This is a genomic window from Brevundimonas sp. (assembly GCF_027484365.1).
Taxonomy (GTDB): domain Bacteria; phylum Pseudomonadota; class Alphaproteobacteria; order Caulobacterales; family Caulobacteraceae; genus Brevundimonas.
On the sequence record NZ_JAIXTC010000017.1, the window covers coordinates 43,557 to 66,876 of the forward strand.

The following is a 23,320-nucleotide window of genomic DNA, read 5'->3' on the forward strand; positions in this document are numbered from 1 at the left end:
CCATGGCAGCCGGGGAAAAAGTCGATCCGGCGGCCGCATGGGCCGCGTCCAGCGCCGCCGTGCGGATGCTGATGGGGGCGCCGCCGCCGTTGACGGCCGGGGTCACGCGCGGCGGCCGGCGCAGCGATCCGGCCACGGCCTGGCGGCGCAAGCTGGCGATCTATACGGCCGTCGTCGGCCTGGGCGCGGGCGTCAAGCCGATGCGCCGGTTCATGGGGGTGCAGCACAGCGCCGCCTATGAAGTCCTGCACCGGATGGAAGAGGCGCGCGACACGCCCGCGATCGACCAGTTGCTGGATCTGTTGAAGGCCGAGGCAGAACGGCAGCTGGCCAAGCCTTCGAAGGCGGCGGCATGAGCGCCCTGCATCTGACCAAGATCCAGCGACGTCAGGTCGAGGTCGCGCGGCAGGAAATTTCGCCCTGGGGTTTGGCGTCGGCGATCGAAATGGGCGGCAAGCACCTAGTGCTGAAGGTCTGGTCGCGCTCCGGCGAAATCCATCGCATCACGATCGCCTGCACGCCGCGAAACGGCGGCGACGCGCTGGACATCACGCGCCAGCGCTCCAAGCGCCTGCTGCGCCAGATCAATGCGAGGGAAGGCTATTGAGCAACCTTCCTCAACACGGGCGGCCGCCGGAAATCACGGTGCGCGAGATCTCGACGATGCTGGCCGACCGGATCGACCGGGTCTGTGCGGCGCTGGGGCTCGACGGGCACATCGTTCAGGGCGGACTGTTGCCGCTGAACCCGACGCGGCATGACCGCAAGCCCGGATCCTTCGTGATCCAGTTGAGCGGGACGCGGCAAGGGCGCTGGGACGAATACGCGACCGGCGAGTATGGCGATGCGCTGGATCTGGTCGCCTATGTCAACTTCGGCGGCTGGCCGATCAGCCGCGAGGCCAAGGCCGAGGCCCTGCGCTGGGGCAAGCGGTTCATCGGCATCGGCGACCACACCCATATGGACCCCAAGGCGGCCGCCAAGCTGAAGGCGGCGCGCGAAACGATGGAAGAGAACACGGCGCGGGCCGAGGCCCTGGCCCTGTCGAACCGGGACAAAGACCGGCGCGGGGCGCAGCGGATGTTCCTTGAGGCGCAACCGCTCGAACCGGGTCTGCCCGGGTACGAATATCTGCGCGAGGCGCGTGAGCTGGATCTGTCGCGACTGGAACGCCTGCCCTGGGCGGTGCGGTCACACCACGCCATGCGCCACGTCGAGTGCGACCGGTTCGTGCCCTGCCTGATCTCGGCGATGATGTTCCCTGACGGAACGATCGCGGCCGTGCATCGCGTCTTCCTTGAGCCCGGCGGCAAGGGAAAGCTGGAAGAGGCCGTCCGCCATGGCTTCCCGACCAAGAAGATCTGGCCGCGCGGTTGGCACGGGGCGGTCATCCCGATCAGTCGCGGCCGCACCGGCCTTTCGCCACGCAGGGCGGCCGAAGCGGGGCTGGCTGACGAGTGCGGCTATTGGGAGGGCGTTGAGAACAGTTTCGGCGCGGCCATCCTGATCCCGGAATGGCGGATCAGCGCCGTCGGGGCGAGCGCGAACTTCGCCCACGTCGAGCCTGCGGTTTCGGCGACGGCCGTGATCGCCGGACGTGATCGGGACAAGGATCGCAAGGTGCTTAACGGCGTGACGGCCAAGGTCGATGAACTGCGGGCGAAGTGCGAGGCGCGGGATCTGCCGTTCATGGAAAGCTGGCCCGAGCGCGGCTTCAAAGACGTCAACGACATGCTGCGCGGGGTGCGTTCGTGACTTGTGGAACATGCGATCGGCTGGCGCGTGAGCTGGCCGACGCTCGGGAAGAGCTGGAAGCCTGGCGCGCGGATCGGCGTGAAGGGGCCAAGGCCGACCAGTCCGTCGAGAGGATCGCCAGATGGTCCAGGGTTCTCGGCTGTTCCGGTCAGCGGGTGATCATCGCCATGACGCTGGCCGATCATCCGGGTGTCGCCCGATCCTATGACCGGATCTCGCAGATGCTGGGCGAAGACGTCGAGGCCCGCACGATCAAGGTGCAGATCTGCAAGCTGAGATCCGCGCTTCGCGCCCAGGCGACGGCGGGACGCCTGCCCGCCCGGTTCGCTGCGATCGACGGCGGGATCACCACGTCATGGGGCGTCGGGGTCAGCCTGGATGCGGAGCTGGCGAAGATCCTCTGCGCGGCCGCCGGTGAAGCGGCATGAGCCTCCAGCAAGGTCAGCACCGTTTCAAGGGCGACAACTCCGGCCTCGGCCGCAACCCGTTCCGCTGGTCGGAATTCGACAGCCTGCCGCGGCCGGTGCGCGACGCGATCAACTATGCCCTGAGCGATCTGGGTTCGCGGCGGGCGCGCATGAACCTGTTGGCCGGGAAGTCGATCGACGAAGTCTGCGCCATCGAGCGCGCCGTGGCGCGGGCCTGCACCCGCCGCGACTTTCTGGACGCCTACGGCCCGGACCATCCCTTTGTTAACAAGGCCGGCGTCGCATGAGTAACGAGGCGCGCAAGGCGGCGGCGGCGGCCGCGAAGAAGAAGCACGAACGGGCGATCGCCCGGCTCGACGGCAAGGAACCGCCCAAGCCGGAATTCCTGCCGTCCGATCCCGAACCCGAGGGGGAAACAGACGCCATCGGCGCGGAAACCGAGGCGGCGGCGTTCGAGCATGGATCGATCCCGCCCATGGGGGCCGACGAAGCCTTCGCCTCGGCGCGCCGCTCGCTGCTGGAAGTCACGGCGCCCAAGGATCGATCGGCCAAGGCGAAGAAGGCCGAGGACGCGGCGCGGTTCGTGCGCGGCTTCACCTGGTCGCCCGACGAGCTGGGATTGCCGCCGCACATGCCGGTGCGGCCGCTGGGGAAGATGAAGTCGCACCTGTATTTCATGGATACGAACGACGAGTTCATCGAGCTGTCGGCGACGAAGCTGGGTCAGCAATCCGAGATGAACAACCTGTTCGGTCCGGCCATCGGCTACCTGTGGTCGTTCTACGGCAAGATGAGTTCGAACGGCGAGCTGAGGATCAAATACGAGGACGTCAGCCGCGACCTGATCGGGGCCTGCGGGCGGATGGTCGGCCGCACCGGCCTGTTCGATCCGATGCGCAAGGTGCGCGGCCGGGGCGCGTGGAGGACCGACGAAGGGGTGCTGGTGCTGCACCTGGGCGACCGGCTGTGGATCGGGGGCGAGGAACAGCCGCTGGGCGAATATGCGGGCCACGTCTATGCCCGCGACAAGGATCTGCCCGCGCCCGCGATCAAGGGGTTTTCGACCGAGCTGGCGGCCGTGTTCTTCGAAGACGGGGAGCTGACCGGCGACGACAGCCTGAAGGTGCCGGGCCGGTGGCTGTTGAAGTCGTTCCGCACGTGGACGTGGATGCGGCCGGATCTCGATCCCTATCTGGTGCTGGGCTACGTCGTGTGCGTGATGCTGGGGGCCGCGTTGAAGTGGCGGCCAGCGATCTATCCGACCGGCGACAAGGCCTCGGGCAAGTCGTCGCTGCTGGACCTGGTCAAGAAGGTGCTCGGCGACCGGCTGATGGATCTGGCCGACCCGTCGGGCGCCGGCATCTATCAGAGCCTCGGCCTGGCCGCGATCGGCGTCTGGGTCGATGAGTTCGAACAGGAAGGCGACACCGGATCCGACGCACGGGCGGCGGCGGTCATGCGGCTGGCGCGCTACGCCTCGGACGGCAAGAACATGGTTCGCGGCGGACAGGACGGGGTGCCGACCAACTATCAGGCGCGCGGAACCTTCGGCTTCACCGGGATCAACCCGCCGCCGATGAAACCGGCCGAGCTGAGCCGGACCGCCATGCCGATGCTGGGCAAGTTCCCGACGCCGAAGAAGGGCGCGCCCGAGCTGAAAGCACCCGAGCTGTCGGAGGCGCTGGGGGCCGAGCTGGGCCAGCATCTGCTGACGCGGATCGTCGAGCGGTGGCACGACTGGCCTGACGTCCTGTCGGCATGGCGGGGCGTGCTATTGAGCCATGGCCACGACAGCCGGGCCGCCGATACGTTCGGGACGCTGCTGGCGGCCGCGCACCTGGTGCTGAAAGACGGGGTGCCGCTGTCGGCCGACATCGACCCCTTGGCCAAATGTCTGCCGAAGGCCGAAATGGGCGAGACGGCCGACGACAAGGCGAACTGGGAACGGTGCATCGACCGCCTGTTGCAGTCGCAGCCCGACGCCTGGCGCAGCTACAAATACCGTTCCGTGGGTGAGTTCCTGACGGCCGTTCTCGATGACCGGCCGAAGGATGATCCGGACGAGACGACACCTGCGCACGCGCGCGACCGGCTGGCTACGGCGGGCTTGGGTCTGTGTACGCCGACGAAGGGGGCGCTGAAGGGCCAGCTGTGCCTGGCGGTGCCGTCGAACCATATTCAGGTCGCCAAACTCTATGAGGGGTCGCTGTTCAGCATGGGGGTGGGCGCGGTCGCGGGCGGGTGGGCGCATGCCCTGAAGTTCGTCCCGGCCGAGCTGGGGATCGCCGACCATGCCAAACAGCGCGTCGATGGATCCTCGGTCCAGTGCACGCTGCTGGCGCTGAAAAAGATCATCGCCCCGGCCGGTGACGGCGAGGCCAGAACGGCAAGGCCCGCCTTGACGGGTCAAGGCGGGCCGAACGATCAGCCGGGCGACCCCGGACCCGGAAGCGACGATATACCGTTCTAGGATCTTAGCCCCTGGGCCTCCATCGTCGAGACGGCGTAGGCCTTCCAAGCCTCCAGCTCGCGGATGCGCGCATTGATCAGACGCGGAAGCTCGGTCAGCGCGCCTTTCGCCGCCGCGTATTCCCCGCCCTCCTGAGCGGCGGCCGCGATGCGTTCGACCGTGCGCTTGGCCATGGGCAACTCCCGCGACAGGCGGTCCACGGCGTAGGGGCCGTGTAGCGCCTCCCCGACCCGCATGACGAGTTGGGCGTTCGATAGGGGGGTCATGCGAATAGCTCCTGTTGCGCCCATGCAGTCTCGTCGAAGAGGCCTCCTGCGGGCAAGGGTGATGCCCCGTGCCGGGCCGCCCGCCTCTGACGCTCCTGAGCGATCTGGCGGGCCGCGTGTGACACGGGTTCGACAGTCGGGACGACAAACTGGTCCGCCGGGCCGTCGGCGAGGTCGATGACCTCGAAACGATACTCCGGTTTGACCCTGGCGACTGTCTGGGCGCTGCGCTTCATGTCGGCGGCCCAGTCGATCACCAGTCCTTCGGCCGCGACTTCGATCCCGCGTATGAGACGCCAGTAGCCGGTCGCGCCAACGCTCCGGGCGAAGTCCTCGGCAGACTGCGGCGCCCAGCGCGTGCGCTGGTCGTCAACAATCTCCCCCTTGGTCCATGCGTTGATGATGCTGGCGTAGCTGTCGCTGAAGGTGACGTCGCGGCAGAGCTGATGAGGTCGGCCGTTCTCTTGGTCGCAATGGACCGTGGAGCCGATGACGCGCCCGAACGGGTCCGTCCAGTCGGTGAGGACGATGCGGGTCATGCCTCGACCGCCTCGACCATCAGGTCGACGCTGGTGATCGTGCCGGCGTCGTCGGCGACCTCGAACACAAGAGCGGTCGTGTCCGGGTGCTGGTAGCCGCGCGCCTTGGCGGCCGCCTCCTCCGGAGAGCCGGCGATCACGTCAATGGTCCATGTGACGGTGTACTGGCGTTCCAGACTGGCCAGCGCGGCGGCGTGGTCCATGGGGCCGGTGAGTTCGCTTTCGCCGTCGTCGCTGACGATGATCCATTTGGCGGCGTCGCTGCCGTAGGTCTCTGGCTCATCGGCGAGTTGATAGAGCTGTGGCATGGGTTCGGTCCTTTCCGAGCTGGCCCCGACCCGTTGCCGGTGACCATGACTGGCGGTTTACTCCGCCAGTTAAAGGGTGTCAACCCGGCATGAAAGGAGGCAAGGGCGGCCACTGGCCGACCGCCGCCGACGCCCGGCGCAGCGCGGCCCAAAGGCCGCGTGGTGCGCGCCGGGGGCCGTATGTCCTTCCCTTCGGCTCCGGACCCGCCTGTGAGGTCAGGTCTGGCGCGCCTGTGTTCGCCCCTGTTCCACCACCACCACCCGGACCCTCTTGAAGGTGGAAGACGAGGCGGCGCTTTGATCTGCGAAGAGCTCGCAAAAGTAGATCCGAAAACCGTGGCTTGACCTGCCTTCGGGTCCGGGGGAGGGTGTGCGTCTGGCGGTGCTTCGGCCCCCTGTTCCGGCTGTTCCACCTGTTCCAATGCGAACCGGAACAGACAAATGCCAACGCAATCAACGACATAGAGCCGTGTTCCGGCTGTTCCGGCTGTTCCGGCCCTCCGCGTGTGACGTGCGCGCGGTCTTGTGACGCCCTCGCATGCGCGCGCGGGCGCGATGCTGAATGCTCTGGAACATCCGGAACAGGTGGAACAGGTCATAGAAGACGAGGCGGGGCTTGGCTTTGAGCCGTTCCGGTCGCTGTTCCGGCTGTTCCGGATCGGCCGCCTTACCGGCCCTCGGCCGCATCGAATAAACAATGGGTCGGAAATGACCGACCGGGGCTTACACGCTGATCTGAGGGCGATCATCGATCAGGATGATCTGGTCGATGACGGCGATCAGCTGTCGTTGGAGATCTTCGACGACTTCGCCTCGCCGGTCGCCGACCGCCTGGCGGATCGTGACGTCGCGATCCGTCGGCCTGGGCGGCCCAAAGGGTCTAAGAACCGCGCGGGGCTGAACGTCGTCAGCCTGATCAAGGCCACCAAGCGGCCGGGGCTGCTGGCGCTGAAGGAGTGGTCGGACCTGAACCTGACCGAGTTCATGCAGGCTACGGGCATCACGAAGCCCAAGGATGCCTTCGACAGCTGGCTGCGGGTCACGGAGCTGGTGGTGGCCTATGAGGAGGGCAGGCCGACGCAGCGGGTGGAGCTGGACGGCAAGGTGGCGGTGCTGCCGGTGGCCATCTTCGGGGATGCGCCCGTGCGGCCCGACCTGGTCGCGGGCAATCCGCCGATCGAGGGCGAAGCGGTCGAGGTGACCGACTGGACATCGACAAACGATATGGATCAGGCCCAAGGCTCACAGCCAAAGGCTCACGACGATGACGAAAGCCTGTCGTGGCCTGACGACGAGGCCTGAGAGCCGCAGATCAAGTATCTGCGCCACGGACTGACCCCCTCCCCCCTCTTCGACCCCCACCCCCCAAAACCGGGCGGCCCCGTTCTGAGGCCGGGGTGTTGTTCAGGCGAGACTGACCCGGTTGATACCGTCCCGCCCTCGACCGGCGCGAAACTCTGAACCCACTCAAAGGGTCGGGGGTCCGGGTTGGCTGCGTCGTTGGAAATTCTGCAGAGCCGGTCAGCCGGCGACGTGGCCAACGCCTACGAGCAGTCGCGCGCCCGTGTCGCCGTCATCCTCGGCCCTGTGGGCGGTGGGAAGACGATCAGTTCGTCGAAGAAGTGTATTCGCGTAGCCCGAATGCAGGAGCCTAGTCCGCGCGACGGGATCCGTCGAGCCCGGATCGTGGTGCTGGCCCGGACCTATGGCGACATCTGGGACAAGGTGCTGCCCAGCTACCGCAAGACCTATCCCGCTTCGATGTTCGGCGAGATCAAGGGCTCGCAAAACCGGCAGGCCGACCACGTCTATGACATCCGCGAACCGGGCAAGGGGATCCTCCACGTCGAGGTCCTGTTCCGGGCCGTTCAGGACATCGACCTGGAAGACTTCGTGCGCGGCATGGAGTGCACGGCCTGGTGGCTGACCGAGATGGACACCCTGCCGCAGGCCATCGTCGAGCTGGCGGCCCAGCGCGTCGGCCGCTACCCGGAGCCCGACGATCGGCCGGAGCCGGAAGAGGGCCAGACTGAACGGCCGCTGGCCTATGCGGGCGTCTTCGGCGACGCCAACGTGCCCGACATCGACGACTGGTTCTACAATCAGTTCTGGCTGGCCGCGAACCGGCCTTCACACTGGCACCTGTTTCTTCAGCCCTCGGCCATCCTGCCTGGCGGCCCGCCCTGGCTGCAGAACCCGAACGCCGAAAACCTGCAAAATCTGCGGAAGGCGGACCCGAACTGGTACGCCACCCAGGCCCGCGACATGCAGGCCTGGCAGATCCGGCGCTTCCTGCAGTGCAAGCCCGGCTATTCGCGCCACGCGACCCCGGTCCACGAACTGTTCGACGAGGTTCGACACGTTGCGGCCGGTCGGATCCAGATCGACCCCTACAAGCCGATGATCATCGGAGCCGACGGCGGTGGCGGGACCCTGCACCCGTCGGCGGCCTTCATGCAGAACCCCCGGCCGATGCAATGGCGCGTGAACGCGGAATTCGCGCCACAGGAACGCTGCTCGGTCGAGGAGTTCGCCCACAACATCCTGCGGGTCATGAACACCCAGGTGAAGCGCTCGGCCGGGGCCATCATCCTCGGGGATCCGGCGATGGCGCAGGGGATGACCTTCGGCGGCGGGGGCGGGGGTTTCTCGATCCAGACCTATGGCCAGAAGCTGCAGGCCCTGACCGGGATCGAAGTCCAGCTGGCTCCGTCGAACAAGCCCGCCGAGCGGCGCGGCGCCCTGGCGAAGGTGCTGAAGGAGCATGACGGCTTCTCGTGCGACCCGCGCGTCACCTATCTGATCCGCGCCCTGGCCGGCGGCTTCCGCTACCGCAAGCGCGCCGGGGACAAGGTCCTGCTCGAACCCGAAAAGAACATGCACAGCCATATCGCCGAGGGCTGCGAATACGGCGTGCTGGGCGGCGAGGGCATGACCGGCTTTTTCGGCGGCCTGGGCGGCGACCACGGCGTGCCCGCCGACCTCATGCCGCCACCGATCATGTGAGAGAGACGATGGGATCCCTGTTCCGACCCAAGGCCCCGAAGCCGACGCCGACCGTCGATCCGAACGACGTCGCGAACCGGCGCGGAGAAGCCCGTCTGGCCCGCCTGGCGACGGGCGGCGCCCAGTCGACGATCCTGACCGACGCGATGGAACGTCGCGCCGGATCCAGCCCGCGTCAGACCCTCGTAGGGATGGGCTGATGAGCACCTTTGTTTCGCTACCGCTCGCCTCGCGGAGGCTCGCTAAATGAGCGCTGAACCCAAGGCGATCCTGCGGCGCTGGGAAGAGCTGAAACAGGCGCGCCTCGACGTCGAGGCCTGGTGGCGCGACATCGACGATTACTTCACCCCACGCCGCAGCCAGATCATCACGCGCGGCAAGGGCGAGCTGCGCGATCGGCGGGTGGTCGAGGCCTCGGGCATGGTCGGCGTCGATCGGCTGGCGGCCATGACGTTCGGCTTCATGATCAACCCGGCCATGCCGTTCGTGCGGCCGGACGTCGGCTCGGGCCTGATCGCCAACGGCCGCGCGGCCGACGACATCGATCTGGACGGGCGCGACTATCTGGACGGGGTCAGTTGGGGGATCCACGGCCATCTGATGTCGGCCCAGTCCGGCTTCACCGTCGCCGTGCCCGAGGCCCTGAACGACTGGGCGGCCAAGGGGACCGGCGTGGTCTGGACCGGGCGGAAACGCGGCTTCGGCGCGCGGTATCAGAGCCGGTCGATGTGGAGCTGCTGGATCGCCGAGAACGAAGACGGCGAGATCGACACCCTGTATTACGCCTTCGCCATGCCGGCCTGGCGCGTCAGGGCCAAATGGCCGGACACGGCCGAGCTGAAGACGGTCAAGGACGCCGCGTCGCGCGGGGACAACGCCCAGATCAACTTCGTCATGGCCGTCGAGCCCCGGATCGGGGGGATGGCCGGCAACCTGGCCATGGGCAAGCCCTTCATGGCGGCCGTTTTGATGGTCGACGAAAAGGTCGTGGTCGAAGAGAGCGGCTACGACAGCTTCCCCTACTCGGTGCCGCGTTTCGCCGTGCGCCCCGGCGAGGTCTACGGCTACGGCCCGCCGTCGATGTGCATGTCCGACGTCAAGATGCTGAACGCGATCATGGAAGCCGTGGTCGACGGGGCGGAAAAGATCGTCGATCCGGCGGTAATCCTGCCGCTGAGGGCCTTCCCCAAGGCGATCGACCGGCGTCGCGGGGCGACCAACTACTACCAGGCGTCGCAGATGGGGATGCAGACGGCCGAACAGGCCGTGCGGTCGCTGGTGACGGCGGGCGACATCAATGTCGGGGTCGAGCTGATCCGCGAGATCCGGCGCAGCGTCGAATTCGCCTTCTACACTGACTGGATGCGGTTGCGTGAAAGCGGTTCGATGACCGCGACCGAGGTCGGCGACCGTCGGGACATGCGGCTGCGCGGCATGTCGCCGATCGTATCCCGCGCCGAGCGCGACCTGATGGGTCCGCTGGCCGACCGAACGTTTGAAATCAACGATCAGGAGCGGTTCTTCGGCGATCCTCCCGAAAGCATGGCCGGTCTGAACCTGCGTTGGGGCTACACCGGGCCGATGGCCCTGGCGCAGCTGCAGTCGCAGCGCGAGAGCGTAAGCCTGATCCTGTCGGTGACCCAGCAGATTGCCGCGATCGACCCGGCAGCGGCCAAGATCGTGAATATCGAGGAGGCGATCCGCGTCCTGGCCGACAGCGTCGGCCTGCCGCCCGCCGTTCTCGAGACGCGCGCGCGGATGGCCGAGATCCGCGAAGCGCAGGAAGAGGCCCAGCGCCGCGCGATGGAGACCGACGAGACCGCGAAACAGGCCACGGCCCTGCGCGACGGCGCCCAGGCGGTCGGCACAATGTCGAACGCCCTGCGCCCGGCGAATGACATGGGCGAAATGGCGATGGCGGCATGAGCCGGACAAGGACCAAAGCCCCGGCCACGTCAGCGGTCCCGGTTACCGGGACAGCCTACGACTGGACCGGGATCGAAGATCCGCAGGTCAAGGAAACAAAGCGGGCCGAAGCCTATCGAGCGCTGTTCTCGTCGGATCTGGGGAAACTCATCCTGCTCGACATGTTGATCGAAGCGAAGGTCTTCGGCTGGCGAGGCCCGCCGAGCGGCGTCGCCGGTCACTCCGACTACGAGGCGGGAGAGCGCGACCGCATCGTCATCATAGCCGACCTGGCGGGCGTCGATGCCCGCCACATGGCCGAAGCGCTGACAACCGGAAACGAGGGCTACTTGTATGAGCGAACAACAGACATCGAACTCTAACGCCGGCGGCGATGAAGCCGCTGCAGAGGCCGCTGCAACAGCTGCGGCCGAGGCGGCCAGGGGCGGGGCCAGCGACGACAAGGGCGTCGGTGAAGGCAAGTCCTGGCTGGACGGCTTGAAGCTGCCGGACGACGTCCGCACGGATCCGACTGTGGCCAAGTTTGCCGCCGACCCCGAAGGGATGGCGCGCAGCCTGATCCATCTGCAAAAGCATTTCGGCATACCGGCGGAACAGATCGTCCGTCTGCCCAAGCCGGACGACGCCGAAGGAAACGCGAAGCTGTGGAACAGCCTCGGTCGCCCCGAAACGCCGGACAAATACGAGGTCAAGATCCCCGATGGGACCGATCTCGACAAAGCCGGTCTCGACAGCTTCCTGGCGCATATGCACAAGGCCGGTCCGTTGACGCCCGCAATGGCCCAGGGCGTGGCCGACTGGTACGCCGGTTACTCCGCGCAGCTGGCGACGGCGCGACAGGCCGAATTTGCGGCCGCCCAGGAACAGGGCACGCAGGCCCTGAAAGCCGAATGGGGCGCGCAGTTTGAGGACAATCTCGACGCGGCTGCCGAGATGGCGGAACGGTTCGGCGGCAAGGACTACGTCAAGTTCCTCAAGGACAGCGGTCAGGGCAACGACCCCGCCAATCTGAAGGCCTGGGCCGCCGTCGCCAAGGCGGCAGGCGAGCGCTCGAACCCGGATCCCGGCGGCAAGGGCGGCGGCGGCAAGGGCGGCGGCCTGATGAGCCCGGCCGAGGCCGAGGCGGCGTTGACCGTCTACAGCACCGCCGGGAGCCCGGAATACACGGCTCTGAATGATCCCGCCCACGCCCAGCACGACTTCCACGTCAATCGCCGGAACACCTTGTTCCAGATGAAGCGGGGTCAGCGGCCGGATTAACGAAAAAGGGGGTTGACCCGGACCCAAACCGGACTCAGCTTCCCGCCATAACCCAAGCAGCGAAAGTTGGATGGGGAGAGGGCGGTGACAAGCCGGTCACCGCCCTCTCGAATACCTCTCTGGCGTGGATACCCGCGAAAGCGGCCCGGTCGCGGAGAGGCGTCACAGGGGACGAAAAGCCCAGTCTCGCGCCCGGCTCGCCGGGGACCGCTGACGATCAAACCAGACACCGCCAGTGCGCTAACGGCCGTTCGGCCTGCTTGAGCGCTGGTTTTTTTGATCGCGCGCGTGCGGCAGATGCCGCCGTCCCGGGGAGACACCACCATGGCGTTCGACGTCGAAGAAACCCTTTCGTCCCACTACACCGACGCCTTCGAGGCGAACCTGTCGAGCGTGCCGCAGCAAATCGGCTCGCGCCTGGTCTCGGTCGTGGACAGCAATCTGAACTTCACCAAGACCGGCGACATGTTCAACGCCGACGACCTGATGGAGTCCGGCGGTCCCAAGCCGATCGAGGATCGGTTCGGCAAGTCGCCCGAAGGCGCTCGCGGCAAGATCCGCCGCGTCGGCTTCTTCGAGGCCTATGACGACGGCGAATGGGTCGATGACATCGACAGCGCCAAGTCGCTGTCGGATCCGACCAACGAAACCATGCAGTCGATGCAGTGGGGTCACGAGCGCTACCACGACGACAAGATCATCGCGGCCATGGACGCCCCGGCCCGTGAGGGCCGAACCGGTGAGACCACGGTCGCCTTCCCGGCGGCCCAGATCATCGCCGTCAACGACTGGTCCTACAAGCGCAAGGGCGACGCCTCGACCGGCAACGCCCCGCTGACGTTCGCCAAGCTGAACCACACCAAGAAGAAGCTCGGCCAGAGCCAGATCCCCGGCCGTCGCACCTTCGTGACGAACGAGGAGGGCGTGGCCCAGCTGCTGACGGACCCCACCATCACGGATCGCGAAAGCTCGTCGGTTCAGATGCTGATGTCGGGCGAGCTGTCGACGTTCATGGGCTTCGACTGGGTGATCTCCGAACGCTTGCCGTTCGAAAGCGGCACGGTCCGGAAGAATTTCGGCTTCGTGCGCCCGGCGATCCAGTATCGCGCACGCAAGCTGACCATGGCCACGATCGTTCGCCGGGCCGACCGGAAGTTCAACTGGTATGCCTATTACAAGGGCATGAGCGGAGCCCTGCGGCGCTACGATCGCGCCGTCGTCAAGGTCCTCGTTCAGGAGTGACGGCTCGTCGAGGGGCTGGGTCGAAAGACCCGGCCCCTTCATCGAGCCGTCATGGCCCGCCTAGCCGCCAGCACAGGAGATTTCCATGGCCGCCACGACCCACAAGGGCGTTTTCGCCCCCGTCTGCCTTCCCGGTGAAGTCCGCAAGCTCGCGGCCGCAGGATACGTCCAGCAGTTCCAGCACGTCGCCGTGCAGGATCGCGCCGAGATCCCCTCGGGCGTCGAGATCAACTCCAAGATCTACCTCGGCGAAATCGACTGGGATTTCATTCCGAACCGCTTTTCCAGCCACATCGCCTTCGACGACGCCGGCACCGGCCAGACGCTGGACATCGGCGACGCCAACGATCCCGACGCCCTGGTCGCCGGCCAGGACATCGCCGCGGCGGCCGGTTCGGTCTCCCTGCTCAAGTCGGTGGATATCGACAAGCACGGGGACCCCCTGTGGAAGCTGCTCGGCTATGCCGACCGCAAGGCCGCGCAAGCCACCGGCCCTCGCGCAATCCTCTTCGCCACGGTGAAGGGCGCCAACCTCGGCGCTGCGACCTCGCTGGCCTGGGTTCTCGTCGGAACGCTCGCGTAGCCCCGCATCGTTTCGACTGAGACGCGGCCCGGCGAGTTTCACTCGTCGGGCCGCATTCGATTTGAGAGGCCCCAATGGCGACCGAGCTGAGCATCATCAACACCGCGCTGGCCCACCTGGGCGAAGAGCGCCAGCTGTCGGATCTGACGCTGGATCCCGCGCCGCGCGAACAGCGGGTGGCGCAAGCCCTGTTGCCGCAGGCGACCGAAGCCATCCTGCGCAAGCATCCCTGGCTGTGCGCCGAACGGCGGCTGAGGGTCACCCGCGTCCCGCTCGCCGACCCGGTGGACTGGAAGTTCGCCAACGTCTTTCTGTTGCCGCCGACCACGCTGAGGCTCTGGCTGGCCGACACGTCTGAGCCCTACCAGATGGGGCCCTATGTCGAGATGAACCCGGACATGACCGAGAAGAGCCGCCGCAAGGCGTTGTTCTGCAACGCGGCCGGGCCGCTCAACATCACGATCATCGACCTTATCGGCTACGAGTTCTTCGACGCCAGTCTGTCGAACGCCCTGAGCTTCGAGCTGGCCGCGCTGATGGCCGGACCGCTTCAGGCGGACAAGGCTCTGGCCAAGGCGCTGAAGGGCGACGCTGAAGATGCGATGATCGATGCGATGACGATCCAGACTTCGGAGCTGACCGAGGATCCCGCGCCGCGCGGCCGCTGGCTGAGCGGACGGTAGGAGGGCTTTTCTTGCGAGGCTAACGCCCGCGACGCGGTCGCGGGCTGCTTGAGCCGGGCCTTACCGTCCCGGCTGTGGCGGCGACGATCATGTCGCCATGCGCGGGCGGGCCTTTCAATCGAATTTCGCGATGGGGATCCTCGACGAGGAAGCCCACGGCCGCGTCGATCTTGAAGTCTATACCGGGTCGCTCGGCGACGCGGTCAACGGCATCCCCTCGACCCTCGGATCGTTCCGTCGTCGCGCCGGCTTCATCGACGAGGGCGCGCCGAAGTTTCAGGACACGGCCTGTCGGCTGATCCCGTTCCGCCGCTCGGCGGGGGATCAGCTGATGATCGAAATGGGCGAGGGCTATGCGCGCTTCCGCAGCCCGGACGGCGCCCCTGTCATGGACGGCGGCGATCCCTATGAAGTCGTCACGGCCTATCCGCACACGGCCGTCGCCGGTCTGGGCTTCGACCAGTCGAACGACGTCCTCTACCTGACCCACAAGAGCCGGACGCTGGCCCCGCAGCTGCTGCAGCGTCATGGCGCGACCGACTGGTCCTATGGCGGTCTCGACACCCGCAACGGGCCGTGGCGCACCGAAAACGGCGACAAGGCCCTGACGATTGCGGCCTCGGCCCTGACCGGCACGGTGACCCTGATCGCCAACTTCGCCGCCTTCACCGCAGAAATGGTCGGCGAGAAGATCCGGCTGCGCCTGGCCGACGGTCAACCCAGCTGTTCGTCCTGGACCCCGGCGACCGACTACAAGGCGAACGAGCTGGTGCAGAGCGACGGCAAGCTCTACGTCGCGCCCGGCTCCGACAAGAAGTCCGGCACGGCCGCGCCGATCCATGACGCGGGATCCGTCTCGGACGGTGCCATGTTCTGGACATTCCTGAGCGACGGCGCGGGCGTGGTCCAGATCTCGGCCTTCACCGACGCGACCACGGTGACGGCCGTGGTGCTGAACACCCTGCCCGGCTGGGTGATTTCCAGCGACCGGGCCAAGGTGACGAGCCCGGCGTCGGTCGCCTTCGTCGCCTCGTCGCGCTGGGCCTTCGGAGCTTTCAGCGAGCGGCTGGGCTGGCCCGGCCATATCGCCCTGACTGACGACGATCGCGTGGCCCTCAGCGGATCCCGCAGCGAGCCCGGGGTCTATCACCTGACCCGCGTCGGCGGATACGGCCCCGACTACCTGGACTTTTACCCCGGCCAGGGCAGCGGCCGGGTTCTGGACGATGACGCGATCAGGAAGCCGATCCGGGGCGGCGGCGATCCGATCGAATGGCTGGCCCCGGCCGGGCCGCTGATGTTCGGCACGACCTCGCGGCAGGGCGTCATCATGGCGTCCACGCTCGAAGATCCCCTGACCCCGGCCGACAACCGTGCGCGCACGGTCGCATCGGGCGGCGGCTGTTCGGACGTGGCCCCGGCCATCGCCCACGACGGGGTTCTGTTCGCGCCGCGCGGCGGGCGGGGTCTGAGCTTCATCAAGGCCACGAGCGAGGCCGGGGTTCAGGACGCGGACCTGGCGCTGTTCGTCGAGGATCTGGTGTCGGAGCGGGTCGCCGGGATCGTCTGGGCCGCCAATCCCGACAAGGTCGGCTGGATCTGGACACAGCAGGGCTCTCTGCTGGCTGTGACCTATCAGCCGAAACAGAACCAATTCGGCTGGGCGCGCCAACCCCTGCCCGGCGGCTTCAAGGTCGAGAGCGCGGCCGTGATCACCGACGGCGACGGCCGCGACGTCCTTTGGCTGGCCGTGATCCGCGAGAAGGACGGGGAGACACAGCGCAGGATCTGGCGGCAGGCCGCGCGCTGGCGTGACGGCGATGGGCTGGATCAGATCGTCTATCTGGACGGCTGCAAATTCTACACCGGGGCGGCGGTTTCGACGCTCGACGGGCTTGAGCATCTGGCCGGGGAGACGGTGCGGGTGTTCGGCAACGAAGGCACGCTGATCTTCGACGCGGTCGTGACCGGGGACGGCGAGATCTCGACGCCGGAAGGCTCGACCCTGACCAAGGCCTGTGTCGGCCTGCGCTATCTCTGGATGGCCGAGAGCCTGCCGCTGGACGTCGGAGGCCCAGGCGAGACGGCGGGCGCGTTGCAGCGGGTGTTGAAGGTCACCGTCTATCTGGCCGACTGCGTCGAGGCCGAGGTCTCGTTCGGCGACGGTCCGAAGGAGACGGAAGGGGGCAAGCCCTGGGCGACCAATCCTGTCCCGGTGAGCCAGGTGTTCAAATGTTCGGTCGGAGGCGCGACCGGTCGCGACGCGCGCTGGCGCGTCCAGACTGACGATTGCTGGCCCGTGACCCTGAGGGCGGTCCGCGCCTCGGTGCAGACCGATGATTGAGCTGCGCCGCTACGTCGCGGGGGACGCCCTGCTGATCACGCCACGCGCAGCCGTGGCGCACGAGTTCGACAGTATGGACGAGGCGCTGAAAGCCGGCGCGCCTCCGGGCCTGGCCTGGACGCTGCAGGAACGCGGCATCCCGATCGGCTGCGGCGGTCTGTTCGAATGCGGCAAGGGGCGCTGGCTGGCCTGGACATGGGTCGGCGAGATCTCGGGCGCTGCGCGTCGCGCGGTTCTGGATGCCTGCACCATGGGCCTGTGGACCGCCATCAACCGTCATGGTGCGCGCCGGATCGAAAGCCATGTGCCCGTCTCCATGCCGGTGGCGCGCCGGTTCAACGAGCGGCTGGGCTTCGTCTGCGAGGGCGTGGCTGTCGCCTGGGGACCGGACGGCTCCGACTACTGGACGATGGCGATGGTCGTGAAGGGAAAGACCGATGGGGCTTGAGACCATGGCCCTGGCGGCCGCCGTGGCGGGCGCGGCCGGAAGCGCAGCCGAGGGCGTCAATGCCTTCGCGTCGAGCCGCTATCAGTCCTCGGTCCTGAGAAACCAGGCCGAGGCCGCGCGACAGGATGCCGGGATCGAGGCCCAGCTGTCGCTGGAAGACAGCGCGCGCCAGTTGAGCCAAGGCGTGACCCTGGCGGCCAAGGACGGCGGCGTGGCCGGATCCGCGCTCGATGTCCTGCGGGATCTGTCGCGACAGCAGACCTATGAGGTCAACCGGATCGCGGTTCAGGGCGATAACGCCAGCCGCGCCCTGATGGCGGAGGCGCGTCAGGCCAAGAGACAGGGGAATTTCGCCGCGTTCGGCAAGGCTCTGCAGGCCGGGGCGCAGCTGGCCGGTGCGCCGAACGGGGCGGGCGACGGGACGCTGCTGAGCGACGCGATCGCCAAACGCCGACTGCGCGGCACCGGGATGGTCGGGCGCACGGGTTTCGGCGGCGGCATGCCCCGGATCTCGGCCCCCGCTCCGAATATGCGCGGGGTCTGGTAGATGGTCGCAATCCCTACCCGGGCGGCAACGAACGCGCCCCGCACGCCCACGGCGAACGGCCGTCTGGCGCAGACCGGCGACCTGGGCCTGTCGGCCGTCGGCGACGCCCTGGGCCGGACCGCGCGCGGGATGGCCAACACGGCCGACCGGACGGCGGCCGAAGCGTTTGACCGGACCCAACTGGAGTTCGACGCCGTCTATCAGCCGGCGGCCCAGACCTATGACGGGCGCTCCCCCGGCTTCGCCCGCGAACAGATGGCGCGTTTCGACGGGATGACGGCCGCCGCCGCCGAGGCGATCACGGATCCCGACGCCCGCCGGGCGTTCGAGCGGATGCGGCCCAACCGGCGGACGGAACAGTTCGAGGCGGCGATCCGGGTCGAGAGCCAACGGTCGGGCGAGCGTCAGAGGGAGGCGACGGAGCGGACGACGCGGATCGACGCGATCAACCGTTCCACGGCCGTGGGCGCGGCATACGCCAGCCGCTTCGTCGCGTTGCGAAATGGGTTCGACGGCTCTCAGGCCGGTCTGGCCGACAGCGCTCTTGCCGCGTTCGACGAAGAGGCGCAAAAGGCGCTGGCCGCCGCACCAGAAGCCACCCGCGACGCCATGGCCGTCTCGATCGCATCGAGCCGCGCGAGCGAGTGGATCCGGCTGCAAAGCCTGGAAGAGAACACTCGTCAGGCCTGGCAGGCGACGACGACGCAAAAAACGGCTGACGCCCTGATCTCGACCGTGATCACGGATCCGGGCCGATATGACGATGCCCTCAATCAGCTCGAAGTCCTGGCAGCGGAACAGCCCGCCCAGCTGGCCGAGGTCGTGCGGACTGACTTTGGCCGCGAACTGGCCGTCGCCCGTTTTCAGGGGATCCTGCAGGGCGGCGACTGGCAATCGGTCCTGACCGAAATCGACAGCGGCGTCTGGGACGACCGCCTTGGATCCGAACGGAAGGCCCAGGTGCGCGGCGAGGCGCTGCAGGCGCAGGCCCGTGCCCAGGCCGAGGCGGAAAGCGTGCAGCGCCAGCTGGCGGCCGACACGTTTTCCGACAGGCTGAGCGCAGAGGTCGCCAGTCTGGAAAACACCGGGGCCACCACTGGCCTGACCGAGGCCGATGCGCTTGCGGCCGGCGGTCCGGTCGCGGCCCAGCAATTCCGGCGTCAGGTCGCCCTGTCGCGATCGGTGTTCGAGACGACGCGCGGCCTGCTGGCCCTGCCCCCGGCGGAACAGGACCGCCGCGTCGCGAGCCTGCGCCCGGCCGAAGGCGCGCCGGATTATGACGATCGCCTCGCCGCCTATCAACGTGCGGTCGGCTCCCTGACGGCGATCCGCCAGCAACAGCAGACCGACCCGGCCGCCGCCGTTCAGGTCAACGAAACCAGCGCCTCGCTCTGGCGTCAGTATCAGGGCGCCCGGACCCCGACCAATGCCCAGCTCTGGGCGAACGACGCCCTACGACGTCAGGCCGCCATGGGTGTGCCGTCGACAGGCCGCCGGATCCTGCCGGTCGAAGAGGCCCGGCGGGTGGCTGGTCTGGTCAAGGATGCGGCCGGTCCAGATGTCCTGACCGCCCTGCAGACGGCCTCGGCCATGGTCGGGCAGTTCGGCGGTCACGAAGGCCAGATCCTGACAGAGCTGACACGCGAGGGCCTGTCGCCCGCCGACGCGGCGATCCTGGGTGTCGCGAACGGGGATCCGGTGCGGCTCGGCGATTACGCCCGCGCACGGGCGCGCGGGAATGTCGGACTGACGCCGACGGTCCGACGTCAGACCCGCAGCGAAGTGGTCGAACGTCTCGCGCCCCTGCTGGAAACCATGCGCCCTCTCGTCGGCGGCGTGGCCGCCAGCGATGCCCTGGTGACCGGTATCGAGACCGTGGCGGCCGCCCATGTCGCTGACGGGATGAACCCGGATCGTGCAGCTCGCGAAGCGACGGCCGCCTATTTGAGCAACTACCGTTTTGAGAACGGCTGGCGCATGCCCGCCTCCCTCGCTCAGGGAAGTCACGTCGTCGCCATTCGATCGCCGGCTGAACGGATGGGCAACCAGATCCGCGCTGTCGGCGGGGTCACTCCCGTCGGCCGAACTTCCGAGGCGGCCCCGGACGCGATCTCGCTGGGTGCGTTCCGGGCTGTGACCGACCTGGTCGGCCGCGCGGGGGCAGGCCTATATGCCGCCGGTCGGGAGCCTGATCTCGACGACGCCTACAAACGCAGCCGCTACGCCGACAATGTCGCCTCGAACGGCCGCTGGATCTCCACCCCGGACGACGGCGGCCTGATGCTGGTCGTGCCCGGCCCGGCCGGACAGATGGTGCCAGTCGTCAACGCCGCCGGGTCCAGCGTCACGATGACGTGGGCGCAGCTGCTCGAACGCGCTTCCCGCCCGGGTCGAGCGCCTGAGCGCCGCTGATGCAACAGGTCCTGCCGGGCGCGAGCGCGCCGACCGCCACCCTGGAAGAGATTGACGCCCTGGCCAGCGCCACGCCCGCGTCGCGGCACGTCGTGGGCAATGTGTTCGCTTATGGCGGTCCCAACGGAAGTCTGACGGACCTCGTCGTTCGCGAAGGGATGCGCCGGTGGGATGACGCCAGTGAAGCGCTTGGTCTGAGCGAACGGTCGCCGATGCTCACGCCGGAACAGGCCACAGAGCGGTTCGGGATCGAAGGCCGCCTCACGTTCGACAGGCCGGTGAGCGAGCGGGAGGCTGCGTGGAGACAGTCGGCCAAGCGCGACGAGCTGGGCCGAATGGACATCCTGTCACGGAACACCGGCGCGAACCGGATCACCCCGCTGGAAGCGTTGGGGACCCAGCTTCTGGGCGGGATGGTGGATCCCGTCACCGTGCCGTTCAACCTGATCCCCGGCATCGGCCAGGAGGCCTTGTTGACCCGCCTGGGCATCGCCTCGGCCGCCAGTCGCGGCGTGGCAACGGCGCGCGGCCTCGCCGTCGGTGCAGTCGAAGGCGCGGTGATCGGCGGGGCTCAGGAAGGCCTGGCCTATTATCTGGCGGGCCAGCGTGAGGGTCGCGACTATGACCTGAACGATCTGATGGTCGGCGTGGGCACGAATGCGCTGTTCGGGGCCTCGGTCAGGGGCGGTCTGGACGCGATAGGCTGGCGACCCCCGGAGGTGTCTCCTGCGTCGTTTGGAAGCCCCCGTGTCACACGCGCCGCCTCCTCGGCCGGGAGCGCGACCGCGCCGAACCTGTCGCCGATCGCGCCCGTCGATCTGAGGCGGGCGATGATGGCGCAGGAGACCGGCGGCAATCCGCGTCAGGTGAGCCGGGATCCGGACGGGGCTGGACCGGCGGGCGGCGGGGCGGTCGGGGCGCTGCAGCTGTTGCCGGACACGGCCAGGGCCATGGCTCGGCGGCTGGGCATTCCGTTCGATGCGAACCGGCTGCTCAACGATGTCGATTACAACGTGCGCCTGTCCGACGAATACATGGGGATGCTGACCGCCCGCTATGACGGCGATCAGTTCCTGGCCGTCACCGCCTATCACGCGGGCGAAGGCAATGTGGATCGCTGGATCCAGCGCCACGGCGACCCGCGCACCGGGGCGATCAGCCGGGAGGCCTGGTTGGCCCGCGTCGGCCGTAACAATCCGCGCAGCGCCCGCTATCCCCGCGAGGTCTTTGCCCGTCTCGGCCGTGAGGTCGGAGAGCCCGGCGTCGGTTCCGGGGCTAGGGTTGAGGCTGCGTTCGAAACCCCGCCGCAGGCCGTGAGCCTGCTCAACGATGAGGCGCGTGCCGGGGCTCTGGCGCGGGCGGTCGAGGACATGGCCGCCGATCGCCAGGTGTCGGTCGGGCCGCTGATCGACATCGAGCTGCAGATCGGCGGGCGGGCGCGGCCGGCGCTGGACGAGACGCCCGATGCGGCCGTGGAGATCAAAGCGCGGCCGCTGGACGGGGTGGGCGACGACGTCGCGGTGACCGTGCGCGGGACCGAGATCCCGGTTCGCTACGCCATCGTCGAGGCGCGGGACATGATCACCAGCCATGACGACGATCTGATCCGCAACCCGGCCTTCCCCGAGGATCTGCAGCCGCGCGATCGTGGCCGGGCCGGATCGCAGGCGCGGCTGTTGCGCATGGAGAAGGAATTCAATCCGCGCCGCCTGATGGCCTCGCCCGACGCCGAGAGCGGCGCGCCGATCCTGTCGCGCGGGGCCGTGGTCGAAAGCGGCAATGGACGGTCGATCATGCTGCGCCGGAACTATGAGCGCGGGACCAAGGTCGCGGCCGCCTATCGGGGCGAGCTGGAACGCCGGGGCTATGACCTGGCCGGGTTCGATCAGCCGGTGCTGGTGCGGTTCCGGACCGAGCCGATGGACGGGCAGGCCCGGACGCGGCTGGCGCGGGAGATGAACGGCGACGTCACCGAACGGATGAGCGCCACGGAACAGGCCTTCGCCGATGCGAACACCCTGGACGACACGGATCTGGGGCTGTTCGCCGGGGGCGAGATCACCTCTGTCGCCAACGATGCCTTCGCGCGCCGGTTCATCGACAAGGCCGGGGCGGGGCAGGAAAACGACCTGGTCGATGGGGCGACCCAGCGGCTGAGCCAGGCGGGCGTCGAGCGCGTGCAGGCGGCCATGGTGGCGCGCGCCTATGGCGACCGGTCGCTGGTCTATGCGCTGTTCGAGACCCAGTCGAACACGGTCAAGGCGATCGGCAAGGGATTGATGGGCGCGGCGCCCGACTGGGCGCGGATGCGGGCGGCCTCGGCGCGCGGCGAGCTGGCGGCCGGTGCGGATACGACCGAGGCCCTGACGGCGGCCGTCGCCCTGGTGCGCCACGCCCGCGACAACCGGCTGAAACTGGGCGAGCTGGTTGAGGACTGGGCGGATCAGGACCGGCTGCTGGGCGGCGAGACCCTGTCGCCCGCGACCCAGTCGTATCTGAGGGCCTTCTTCATCGACGACGGCCTGAAACGGCCCGCCTCGGCCGAGACGATCGCCGCGACCCTGAGAGAGACCTCGTCGCGGGCCATTGACACGACACCCGGCCCGGACCTTTTTGGAGACAGCCATGCCTTCGACGCCGCCACCATCCTCGAACGCGCCGCGCGGCAAGCCCGCGAAGCGACCCTCCGTGCCGACCAGGCAGACTCTGGCGCGCGAGCTGGCGATCGGACCGGCGCTGATCGCGGCGGGGATGAAGGCGGCGGCGCAGGCGACGCTCAAGGGCGCGGACAGGACCGCCTATCTGGCGGCGGCCGGTCGGATCTCGGCGAAAGCCCAAGAGATCGACCCGACGGTGAAGATCTAGAACAGGCCGCCGGCAAGGATCCTGAGACACAGGATCTGGAAGACGACATCGCCGCGCTCGAAGCCGAGCTGGATCTGTATGTCGAACGCGGCCTGATCAGCGAAGACGACGTCGCGTCGATCGACGCCGACGTCCGCGACCCCTCCCTGTTCGATCTGGTCATCGAGACCGCCACCGCCTGTCTTGCCGAAGGAGGCGAGGCATGACGCTCGCTGTGTTGACCTACCGCCCGTCGGGC

General features: G+C 68.0%; 23 protein-coding genes. 20 read left to right on the top strand and 3 right to left on the bottom strand.

What is annotated here, in order from left to right; translation table 11 throughout:
* Positions 1-2: 2 nt before the first annotated feature.
* Genes Q0044_RS07140 through Q0044_RS07165 form a run of 6 tightly spaced genes read left to right on the top strand, consistent with a single transcriptional unit; the run spans position 3 to position 4,653 of the window.
* A complete protein-coding gene (locus Q0044_RS07140) occupies positions 3-356 on the top strand; it encodes a hypothetical protein (protein ID WP_298161107.1) in 354 nt (117 codons plus the stop codon).
* Positions 353-607, top strand: a complete 255-nt coding sequence (locus Q0044_RS07145) for a hypothetical protein (RefSeq protein ID WP_298161109.1) — start codon at positions 353-355, stop codon at positions 605-607. The genes Q0044_RS07140 and Q0044_RS07145 overlap by 4 nt, the downstream gene beginning before the upstream one ends.
* Positions 604-1,755 carry a DUF7146 domain-containing protein gene (locus tag Q0044_RS07150; protein ID WP_298161111.1) on the top strand — a complete coding sequence of 384 codons (1,152 nt, stop codon included), beginning with the start codon at positions 604-606 and terminating at the stop codon, positions 1,753-1,755. Before Q0044_RS07145 ends, Q0044_RS07150 begins: the two co-directional genes overlap by 4 nt.
* Positions 1,752-2,183 (top strand): helix-turn-helix domain-containing protein, encoded by a 432-nt coding sequence (locus tag Q0044_RS07155; RefSeq protein WP_298161112.1) that lies wholly within the window; start codon positions 1,752-1,754, stop codon positions 2,181-2,183. Before Q0044_RS07150 ends, Q0044_RS07155 begins: the two co-directional genes overlap by 4 nt.
* Positions 2,180-2,470, top strand: coding sequence for a hypothetical protein (locus Q0044_RS07160; RefSeq protein WP_298161114.1), 291 nt, complete (start codon positions 2,180-2,182; stop codon positions 2,468-2,470). Before Q0044_RS07155 ends, Q0044_RS07160 begins: the two co-directional genes overlap by 4 nt.
* Positions 2,467-4,653, top strand: a complete 2,187-nt coding sequence (locus Q0044_RS07165) for a hypothetical protein (protein ID WP_298161116.1) — start codon at positions 2,467-2,469, stop codon at positions 4,651-4,653. The genes Q0044_RS07160 and Q0044_RS07165 overlap by 4 nt, the downstream gene beginning before the upstream one ends.
* Here Q0044_RS07165 and Q0044_RS07170 read toward each other — a convergent pair.
* The 3 genes from Q0044_RS07170 to Q0044_RS07180 are packed head-to-tail and all read right to left on the bottom strand — an operon-like array spanning position 4,650 to position 5,766.
* Positions 4,650-4,919, bottom strand: a complete 270-nt coding sequence (locus Q0044_RS07170; protein WP_298161117.1) for a GreA/GreB family elongation factor — start codon at positions 4,917-4,919, stop codon at positions 4,650-4,652. The two genes, Q0044_RS07165 and Q0044_RS07170, sit on opposite strands and share 4 nt — an antisense overlap.
* On the bottom strand, positions 4,916-5,458 hold the full coding sequence (locus tag Q0044_RS07175; protein ID WP_298161119.1) for a hypothetical protein: 543 nt from the start codon (positions 5,456-5,458) through the stop codon (positions 4,916-4,918). Before Q0044_RS07175 ends, Q0044_RS07170 begins: the two co-directional genes overlap by 4 nt.
* Positions 5,455-5,766: a hypothetical protein gene (locus Q0044_RS07180; RefSeq protein WP_298161121.1), complete on the bottom strand. Its 312-nt coding sequence runs from the start codon at positions 5,764-5,766 to the stop codon at positions 5,455-5,457. Before Q0044_RS07180 ends, Q0044_RS07175 begins: the two co-directional genes overlap by 4 nt.
* Before the next feature lie 708 nt (positions 5,767-6,474).
* Here Q0044_RS07180 and Q0044_RS07185 point away from each other — a divergent pair.
* From Q0044_RS07185 to Q0044_RS07250, 14 genes are all read left to right on the top strand, one after another.
* Complete coding sequence (locus Q0044_RS07185) at positions 6,475-7,068, top strand: hypothetical protein (protein WP_298161122.1); 594 nt, start codon at positions 6,475-6,477, stop codon at positions 7,066-7,068.
* A gap of 198 nt (positions 7,069-7,266) precedes the next feature.
* Entirely contained in the window at positions 7,267-8,772 is a 1,506-nt protein-coding gene (locus tag Q0044_RS07190; protein WP_298161123.1) for a hypothetical protein, read from the top strand.
* 8 nt (positions 8,773-8,780) lie between these two features.
* Positions 8,781-8,972 (top strand): hypothetical protein, encoded by a 192-nt coding sequence (locus tag Q0044_RS07195; protein ID WP_298161125.1) that lies wholly within the window; start codon positions 8,781-8,783, stop codon positions 8,970-8,972.
* A gap of 46 nt (positions 8,973-9,018) precedes the next feature.
* The gene (locus Q0044_RS07200) at positions 9,019-10,698 is read left to right on the top strand and encodes a portal protein (protein ID WP_298161126.1); all 1,680 of its coding nucleotides are present in this window, start codon (positions 9,019-9,021) and stop codon (positions 10,696-10,698) included.
* Positions 10,695-11,060: a hypothetical protein gene (locus Q0044_RS07205; RefSeq protein ID WP_298161128.1), complete on the top strand. Its 366-nt coding sequence runs from the start codon at positions 10,695-10,697 to the stop codon at positions 11,058-11,060. The genes Q0044_RS07200 and Q0044_RS07205 overlap by 4 nt, the downstream gene beginning before the upstream one ends.
* Complete coding sequence (locus tag Q0044_RS07210; RefSeq protein ID WP_298161130.1) at positions 11,032-11,958, top strand: hypothetical protein; 927 nt, start codon at positions 11,032-11,034, stop codon at positions 11,956-11,958. Before Q0044_RS07205 ends, Q0044_RS07210 begins: the two co-directional genes overlap by 29 nt.
* Before the next feature lie 324 nt (positions 11,959-12,282).
* Positions 12,283-13,200, top strand: coding sequence for a phage capsid protein (locus tag Q0044_RS07215; RefSeq protein ID WP_298161131.1), 918 nt, complete (start codon positions 12,283-12,285; stop codon positions 13,198-13,200).
* A gap of 85 nt (positions 13,201-13,285) precedes the next feature.
* Positions 13,286-13,783 carry a hypothetical protein gene (locus Q0044_RS07220; protein ID WP_298161132.1) on the top strand — a complete coding sequence of 166 codons (498 nt, stop codon included), beginning with the start codon at positions 13,286-13,288 and terminating at the stop codon, positions 13,781-13,783.
* A gap of 74 nt (positions 13,784-13,857) precedes the next feature.
* A complete protein-coding gene (locus Q0044_RS07225) occupies positions 13,858-14,466 on the top strand; it encodes a phage connector family protein (RefSeq protein WP_298161134.1) in 609 nt (202 codons plus the stop codon).
* 130 nt (positions 14,467-14,596) lie between these two features.
* Positions 14,597-16,810 carry a phage tail protein gene (locus Q0044_RS07230; protein WP_298161136.1) on the top strand — a complete coding sequence of 738 codons (2,214 nt, stop codon included), beginning with the start codon at positions 14,597-14,599 and terminating at the stop codon, positions 16,808-16,810.
* Complete coding sequence (locus Q0044_RS07235) at positions 16,803-17,258, top strand: GNAT family N-acetyltransferase (RefSeq protein WP_298161138.1); 456 nt, start codon at positions 16,803-16,805, stop codon at positions 17,256-17,258. The genes Q0044_RS07230 and Q0044_RS07235 overlap by 8 nt, the downstream gene beginning before the upstream one ends.
* Positions 17,248-17,805, top strand: a complete 558-nt coding sequence (locus Q0044_RS07240; RefSeq protein WP_298161140.1) for a hypothetical protein — start codon at positions 17,248-17,250, stop codon at positions 17,803-17,805. The genes Q0044_RS07235 and Q0044_RS07240 overlap by 11 nt, the downstream gene beginning before the upstream one ends.
* Positions 17,806-20,217 (top strand): hypothetical protein, encoded by a 2,412-nt coding sequence (locus Q0044_RS07245; protein WP_298161142.1) that lies wholly within the window; start codon positions 17,806-17,808, stop codon positions 20,215-20,217.
* A complete protein-coding gene (locus Q0044_RS07250) occupies positions 20,217-23,288 on the top strand; it encodes a transglycosylase SLT domain-containing protein (RefSeq protein WP_298161143.1) in 3,072 nt (1,023 codons plus the stop codon). Before Q0044_RS07245 ends, Q0044_RS07250 begins: the two co-directional genes overlap by 1 nt.
* Positions 23,289-23,320 lie beyond the last annotated feature (32 nt).

Coding starts and splice junctions, on each gene's coding strand:
- Q0044_RS07210 (WP_298161130.1), top strand. CDS start 11,032: ATGAGCGAACAACAGACATCGAACTCTAACGCCGGCGGCGATGAAGCC.
- Q0044_RS07195 (WP_298161125.1), top strand. CDS start 8,781: ATGGGATCCCTGTTCCGACCCAAGGCCCCGAAGCCGACGCCGACCGTC.
- Q0044_RS07205 (WP_298161128.1), top strand. CDS start 10,695: ATGAGCCGGACAAGGACCAAAGCCCCGGCCACGTCAGCGGTCCCGGTT.
- Q0044_RS07215 (WP_298161131.1), top strand. CDS start 12,283: ATGGCGTTCGACGTCGAAGAAACCCTTTCGTCCCACTACACCGACGCC.
- Q0044_RS07225 (WP_298161134.1), top strand. CDS start 13,858: ATGGCGACCGAGCTGAGCATCATCAACACCGCGCTGGCCCACCTGGGC.
- Q0044_RS07245 (WP_298161142.1), top strand. CDS start 17,806: ATGGTCGCAATCCCTACCCGGGCGGCAACGAACGCGCCCCGCACGCCC.
- Q0044_RS07230 (WP_298161136.1), top strand. CDS start 14,597: ATGGGGATCCTCGACGAGGAAGCCCACGGCCGCGTCGATCTTGAAGTC.
- Q0044_RS07180 (WP_298161121.1), bottom strand. CDS start 5,766: ATGCCACAGCTCTATCAACTCGCCGATGAGCCAGAGACCTACGGCAGC.
- Q0044_RS07170 (WP_298161117.1), bottom strand. CDS start 4,919: ATGACCCCCCTATCGAACGCCCAACTCGTCATGCGGGTCGGGGAGGCG.
- Q0044_RS07250 (WP_298161143.1), top strand. CDS start 20,217: ATGCAACAGGTCCTGCCGGGCGCGAGCGCGCCGACCGCCACCCTGGAA.
- Q0044_RS07175 (WP_298161119.1), bottom strand. CDS start 5,458: ATGACCCGCATCGTCCTCACCGACTGGACGGACCCGTTCGGGCGCGTC.
- Q0044_RS07145 (WP_298161109.1), top strand. CDS start 353: ATGAGCGCCCTGCATCTGACCAAGATCCAGCGACGTCAGGTCGAGGTC.
- Q0044_RS07200 (WP_298161126.1), top strand. CDS start 9,019: ATGAGCGCTGAACCCAAGGCGATCCTGCGGCGCTGGGAAGAGCTGAAA.
- Q0044_RS07220 (WP_298161132.1), top strand. CDS start 13,286: ATGGCCGCCACGACCCACAAGGGCGTTTTCGCCCCCGTCTGCCTTCCC.
- Q0044_RS07160 (WP_298161114.1), top strand. CDS start 2,180: ATGAGCCTCCAGCAAGGTCAGCACCGTTTCAAGGGCGACAACTCCGGC.
- Q0044_RS07165 (WP_298161116.1), top strand. CDS start 2,467: ATGAGTAACGAGGCGCGCAAGGCGGCGGCGGCGGCCGCGAAGAAGAAG.
- Q0044_RS07235 (WP_298161138.1), top strand. CDS start 16,803: ATGATTGAGCTGCGCCGCTACGTCGCGGGGGACGCCCTGCTGATCACG.
- Q0044_RS07185 (WP_298161122.1), top strand. CDS start 6,475: ATGACCGACCGGGGCTTACACGCTGATCTGAGGGCGATCATCGATCAG.
- Q0044_RS07240 (WP_298161140.1), top strand. CDS start 17,248: ATGGGGCTTGAGACCATGGCCCTGGCGGCCGCCGTGGCGGGCGCGGCC.
- Q0044_RS07140 (WP_298161107.1), top strand. CDS start 3: ATGGCAGCCGGGGAAAAAGTCGATCCGGCGGCCGCATGGGCCGCGTCC.